The following is a 5,507-nucleotide window of genomic DNA, read 5'->3' as shown; positions in this document are numbered from 1 at the left end:
GGGGGGGGGGCGCCGCGGCCGCCCCCCGGGCGCGGGACAGCGGGGCAGCGGGGGCAGCAGCCGCGGGCGGCGTGGCCTCGGCAGGCGGAGTGGGCGCGGGAAGGGCGGCCGGAGGTGGGGCTGGGGGACTGGCGAACTGGCGATCCACCCGGGGGTCCGTTGGCGGCGGCTCACCCCGCTCCAGGGCCGCCAGCCGCAGCCGGGCCGGCGGATAGCCCTGGGAGGCCGCCAGCCGGTACCAGCGGGCCGCCTCCTCGGGCTGGGGCCGGCCGGCCACCAGGCCCCGCTCGTAGAGCAGGCCCAGCTGCACCCGGCCCTTGCTGTAGCCCTCCTTGGCGGCCTGTTCATAGAGCTGGCGGGCCTGGTCCACATCCCGCGCCACCCCCAGGCCCTGCTCATAGAGAAGCCCGAGATGGGTCTGACCTCGGGCATAGCCCTGGGCCGCGGCCTTTTCGTACCAGGAGCGGGCCAGCTCGAAGCTCTGGGGCACGCCCAGGCCCTCCTCGTAAAGGATGCCCAGGTTGGTCTGGGCCCGGGCATGGCCTTGCACCGCGGCCTTTTCGTACCAGTAGGCGGCCTTGACCGGGTCGGCGGCCAGGCCCTCGCCCAGCTCGTACTTGGCCCCTAAGGCCCGTTGCGCCTCGGCGTCCCCGGCCTCCGCCGCCCGGGTCAGCTGGTCGAGGCCGGCCGCGGCGGCCGGCACCGCCGCGAGGAGCACCAGGAGCAGGGCGTAGGCGAGGCGGCAGGACGTGGTCATAGGCTCAGCGGCCCGCCACCTCAAGCCAGAAGCGACCCAGCACCTCTTGTCCCAGGCTGGCCTCCACCGGATAGCGGCGGCCGGCCCGGTTCTCGGAGAAGCGGCTCATGAGATCGGCCGGGAAGCTGATGGGGGTATCGAGGTCGTTGCCGTCGTTGGGGCCCCGCTTGGGGGCGAAGCCCTTGAGATTGACCTCCATCCGGCCGGCCATCTCCTTGGGGCTGGTGCGCAGGCCCTTGATGACGATCCGGCTGCCCCGAGCCACCCTGAGGGTGCCGTTGGGGGCGACGGTACGCTCGGTGCCCGCCACCTCCACGAGCAGGTCCAGAATCCGGGGGGCAGGCGCCGGGCCGGCCGGCATGGCCGCCGGTGTGGCGGCAGCCACCACCGTGGCCCCACCGGCCCGGGGGGCGATGGTGACCGTGCCGCACTCCTGGGCATCCTTGCGGATCACCACCCGGGTCGGCTCCTGGATCCGGAAGGGCTTCCGGGTGTCGTTGCGGTTGCCGATCCCTTCCAGGTCGGCCACCAGGCCCCGCTGGTAGTTGGCGATGATGTCGGTGACCTGGATCTCGTCGCCGGGGGCGATCTCCAGGCGGGCGCCGTTGGGCACCGCCAGGGGCAGGCCGGCGTTGATCTGGATGAGCACGTACTCCAGGCGGGGGCTGTCCACCACCACCCCCGGTGCCTCCAGCTCGATGCCCAGCTCCTCCATGAAGGTGTTGATCACCAGCTTGTGGAGGCGGATCTTGGTCTCCAGGGTATCGATGTCCTTGGAGGTCTCGACGCCGAAGGCCGGGATGTGGGCCTGGGTCAGGGCATAGTAGGTGGCCGAGGTGCGCTGCTCCTTGTGGAGGGACGCCTCGGACAGGGTGTTGTGGTTGTTGGGCCGGAAACGGTGGCGGGGGTTGTCCAGCTGGGTATTGACCCGCTCCGCCACCCGGGTGGCCAGCACCTCCAGCTCCACGGTCCGCCCCTTGGCCGGAACCGGGAACCTGGCGGCATCGAAAATAATGCTCTGGCCAAAGCGCTTGGGGTTTTCGTTGTCGCTGATCCAGGTGGGGGCGTAGTAGCCGGAGCCCTCATGCAGGTTCAGCAGGCAGTCGCTCTCGGCAATGAGGTGCTTCAGAACCGCCACCACCTCCTCCTCCATGGAGCGCGTCTTGGCCTCCTGGGGCGAGAACTTGCGGTTCATGTCGCCCGTCCGGCCCTCCCGCCGGTTGAGGAGGATGGAGTAGAAGTTGGCCCGGGGCACGACGATGAGGTTGCCGCGCTTCAGGGCCACGTCGGCGTAAAGATCGGCGGTCAGATAGCCGCCCGGCTCATCCCCCTGGATGCCGCCGATGAGCATGATGGTCTTGCCCGGCTCATGGCCCAGGATCCGGTAGACGTGCAGCTCGTGCTCGGTGCCGGCCAGAAACACCTCGTGGAGGCCCTGGGCCAAGACAGCCGCCGGCAGCCCGGCCAGGGCGAGGACCACCAGCAGCAAGGCGGCAGCCCGGAGACGGCAGGAGCGGGGCAGGAAGGTGCGGCAAGGATTGGCCATTGTCACCAGGACGAGCGGGCGGCGCCCCCTCAGCGGCCGCCGTGCCAGAGCTCCTGGCGGATCTGCCAGTCGCTGCCGGTAAAGGTCAGGACCAGGGTCTTCTTGCCCCGGGCCTGAAAACGGTCGGAACGGTAGGATTGCAGGAAGCTGACCCGGGCGCCGGTGGCGGTCCACTCCACCCGCCGGTCGGTCAGCTGCACGCGGATTGTCTTGTACTGCTGGTTGAGGCGGCCCTTGTAGCGCTTCCAGGCGGCGACATTCATGCCCTGGCTGCGGAATTCCGGGGCGTAGCAGGCGATGTAATCATGGAGCTTCTTGCCCTCCCAGGACCGGCGCCAGCGCTCGACAAAGGCCAGCAGACGCTCCTGGTCCCGGGGGTAGGCAGCCGCCTCCGCCTCGGTCTTGCCGTTGCCGCGGCTGGTCTGGGCCAGCTCCACCGCGGTCGGCTCCACCCGGTTGTGGACCCGGATCCCGCCTCCTGCCGGCCGGTCGAGATACAGGCGGCCAAAGAAACGGCTGTCCGCGTCGCCGGGCTTGGCAAAGCCGCTCACCGCTATGGCCTGGCTGCCGGCCGCCACCAGATACAGGGCCTCCAGGGCCAGCGGGCCGCTGCTGGCCGCGCCAGGCTGGGCCTGAGCAGCGAGGCTTGCGATCTCCTCCTGGCTCAGGGCGAAAGATCCCGGGGCCGCCAGGCGGTCCAGGCTGTCGACAATCACCACCGGGATGGCGTTGGGCTCCAGAAACCCGGCCAGCTCGTCCAGGTCCTGGTTGCGCAGGGTGATGCAGCCGTTGGTGCTGTTGGGCGCCAGCTCGCGGTTGGTGCCGTGGATGTAGATGCCGTCGCCATTGCGCTGGGCCGCCTGGTCAAAAACATTGGGATAGTCCAGATGGAAGGCCCGGCGGCCGAAAACGGTGATCTTCGAATCCTCGAAGGACCTGGTGACGAAGTAGACCCCCTCCGGGGTGCGGGCGTCGCCGGACACCGCCTTCGGCCCCTGGTTCTGGCCAGTGGCGCAGCTGTAGCTGGCCAGGACAACGACCTCACCGTTTCTTTCCAGCAGGCGCAAGCGCTGCCGGTCCTTTTCGATGAGCACGAAGCGGATGGAGCCGTCCCCCACCAGAGGCTGCACCAGCCGGCTCACCGCCGCCTCCACCGGCGCCGGGGAGGCCGGCTCGGCAGGCAGGGGCGCGGTCTTGGCAGCGCTTTTCGCCGCCAGCAGGCCGAAAGCCAGAAGACAGACCAGCGACAGGGGCAGGGCTGGGGAGCGGTGCGATAGGGGGCGCAAGGGCATGGGGCAGGTCTTCTCCGGACAGAGCATGCCAAAATACCGCAAGGAGGATGCCTTGGCAAGACTGGCCGCGCCAACCCCCTTGGCAGCGGTCATGAACGATTTGTATACTGGGAAATCGGTCCGCCCTGCTGGCCGGCCGCCGCCATCTTCGTTCCTGCCGGAGCTCCATGGCCACCCTCACTGGCATCGCCATCGCCATCCTCATTACCCTGGCGGCGCTCATCGCCTGGCGGCTGGGCTCCCGGGCCGGGCAGCTCCTGGCCGCTGGCCTGCTGGCCGTGCCGCCGGTGGCGGCTCTTCTCCTGGACCTGCCCCAGGGGCCGGCCGCCGATACCACGGTCGCCCTCGGCCTGGCCGCGGTGCTGGGCCTGGTGGCGACCCTTTTGCTCCTCCACTGGCAGCTCCGGCAGCTGGCTGCGGCCAAGGAGCGGCTGGCGGCCTCCGAGGCCAAGTACCGGGAGCTGTTTGAAGGTGCGCCGGATCTCTACTACACCCTGGACGCCCAGGGCCGCATCCTGGACGTCAACGACACCTTTGTCCGGGCCCTGGGCCGGGACAAGGCCGAGGTGGTGGGCCGGCCGATCGCCGATTTCATGACCGCCTCCTCGGCCGAGGCCTTCTGGACCACCTTCCCGCACCTGTCCAGGGAGCGGCACTACGCCAACCTGGAGCGGGAGCTGCTGCGGGCCGACGGCTCGGTCCTGCCGGTGATCCTCAATGTCTTCGCCGTGCTGGATGAGGCGGGCCGCCTGGAGAAGACCCGCACCATCGGCCGGGACATGTCGGCCCGCAAACGGGCGGAGGCCGAGAGAAAGGTCCGGGAGAGTGCCATCGCCTCGGCGGTGAGCGGCATCGTGTTTCTCGATGCGGGCGGCCGGATCACCTACGCCAATGCCGCGGCCGCGGCCCTGCTGGCGGTGCCGCCCGCCACGCCGCCCGCCGGCGCCGCCCTGGCCGACTGGGTCCAGGACCGGCAGGAGCTGGCAGGGCTCTTGGCCCATCTCGATGCCCAGGGCTCCTGGGTGGGGGAGCTGGCCATGCGCCGGGCCGATGGCGGCAGCTTCGCCGCCCACCTGGTGGCCAGCCTGGTCCGGGACGAGGCCGGGGTCCCGATCTGCCGCATGGCCTCCTTCATTGATGTCTCGGAGCGCAAGCGCATCGAAGAGGAGCGGTTCCGGATCGAGAAGCTGGAGTCGGTGGGGGTGCTGGCGGGCGGCATCGCCCATGACTTCAACAACCTGCTCACCGCCATCCTGGGCAACCTCAGCCTGGGCCTGCGGCTGGCCGGCGCCGACTCGGGGCTGCAGCCCCTCTTGGCCGATGCCCGCCAGGCGGCGCTCCGGGCCCGGGATCTCACCCGCCAGCTCCTGACCTTTGCCCGGGGCGGCACGCCGGTGCGGCGCCGGGTGGCCGTGGCCGCCCTTCTCCAGGAGGCGGCGGCCTTCGCCGTCCATGGCTCCAACGTGCGGCTGCGCTTCCGGATCGCCAGCGATCTGTGGGCCGCCGAGGTGGACGAGGGCCAGATCAGCCAGGTGATGCACAACCTGGTCATCAACGCCGACCAGGCCATGCCGGACGGCGGCCTGGTCACGGTGACGGCCGACAACTGCCAGCTGGGCGCCGACTCCGGCCTGTCCCTGCCAGCGGGTCGCTACCTGCGTCTGACCGTGGCCGACGAGGGCCCCGGCATCCCCGCCGAGGTCCTGCCCCGGATCTTCGATCCCTACTTCACCACCAAGGAAGCGGGCAGCGGCCTCGGCCTGGCCACGGTCCACACCATCATCAACCGCCACGGCGGCCGGGTCTCGGTCAGCTCCCAGCCCGGCCAGGGCACGGTGTTCTCGATTCTTTTGCCCGCCTGCCAGGCCGCGCCGGCACCGCCGCCCGCCGAGGAGGCGGCCTCCTACGGCCG

General features: G+C 70.6%; 4 protein-coding genes. 1 reads left to right on the top strand and 3 read right to left on the bottom strand.

From position 1 onward, the window contains the following. From AB1634_18500 to AB1634_18490, 3 genes are all read right to left on the bottom strand, one after another. On the bottom strand, positions 1-757 hold a 757-nt coding region (locus AB1634_18500), incomplete at its 3' end, for a tetratricopeptide repeat protein (GenBank protein MEW6221503.1). Positions 758-761: 4 nt separating this feature from the next. Further along, positions 762-2,303 (bottom strand): M14/M99 family metallopeptidase, encoded by a 1,542-nt coding sequence (locus AB1634_18495; GenBank protein ID MEW6221502.1) that lies wholly within the window; start codon positions 2,301-2,303, stop codon positions 762-764. Positions 2,304-2,332: 29 nt separating this feature from the next. Further along, positions 2,333-3,688 (bottom strand): L,D-transpeptidase family protein, encoded by a 1,356-nt coding sequence (locus AB1634_18490; protein MEW6221501.1) that lies wholly within the window; start codon positions 3,686-3,688, stop codon positions 2,333-2,335. Positions 3,689-3,762: 74 nt separating this feature from the next. On the opposite strand from AB1634_18490, the gene AB1634_18485 reads away from it, so the two are divergent. Further along, positions 3,763-5,507 (top strand): PAS domain S-box protein (locus tag AB1634_18485; GenBank protein ID MEW6221500.1); only part of this gene is annotated, 1,745 nt, incomplete at its 3' end.

It is taken from the genome of Thermodesulfobacteriota bacterium, assembly GCA_040755095.1.
Taxonomy (GTDB): domain Bacteria; phylum Desulfobacterota; class Desulfobulbia; order Desulfobulbales; family JBFMBH01; genus JBFMBH01.
Note: the sequence above shows the minus strand (reverse complement) of the source record. Positions and strands in the feature narration are given on the sequence as shown.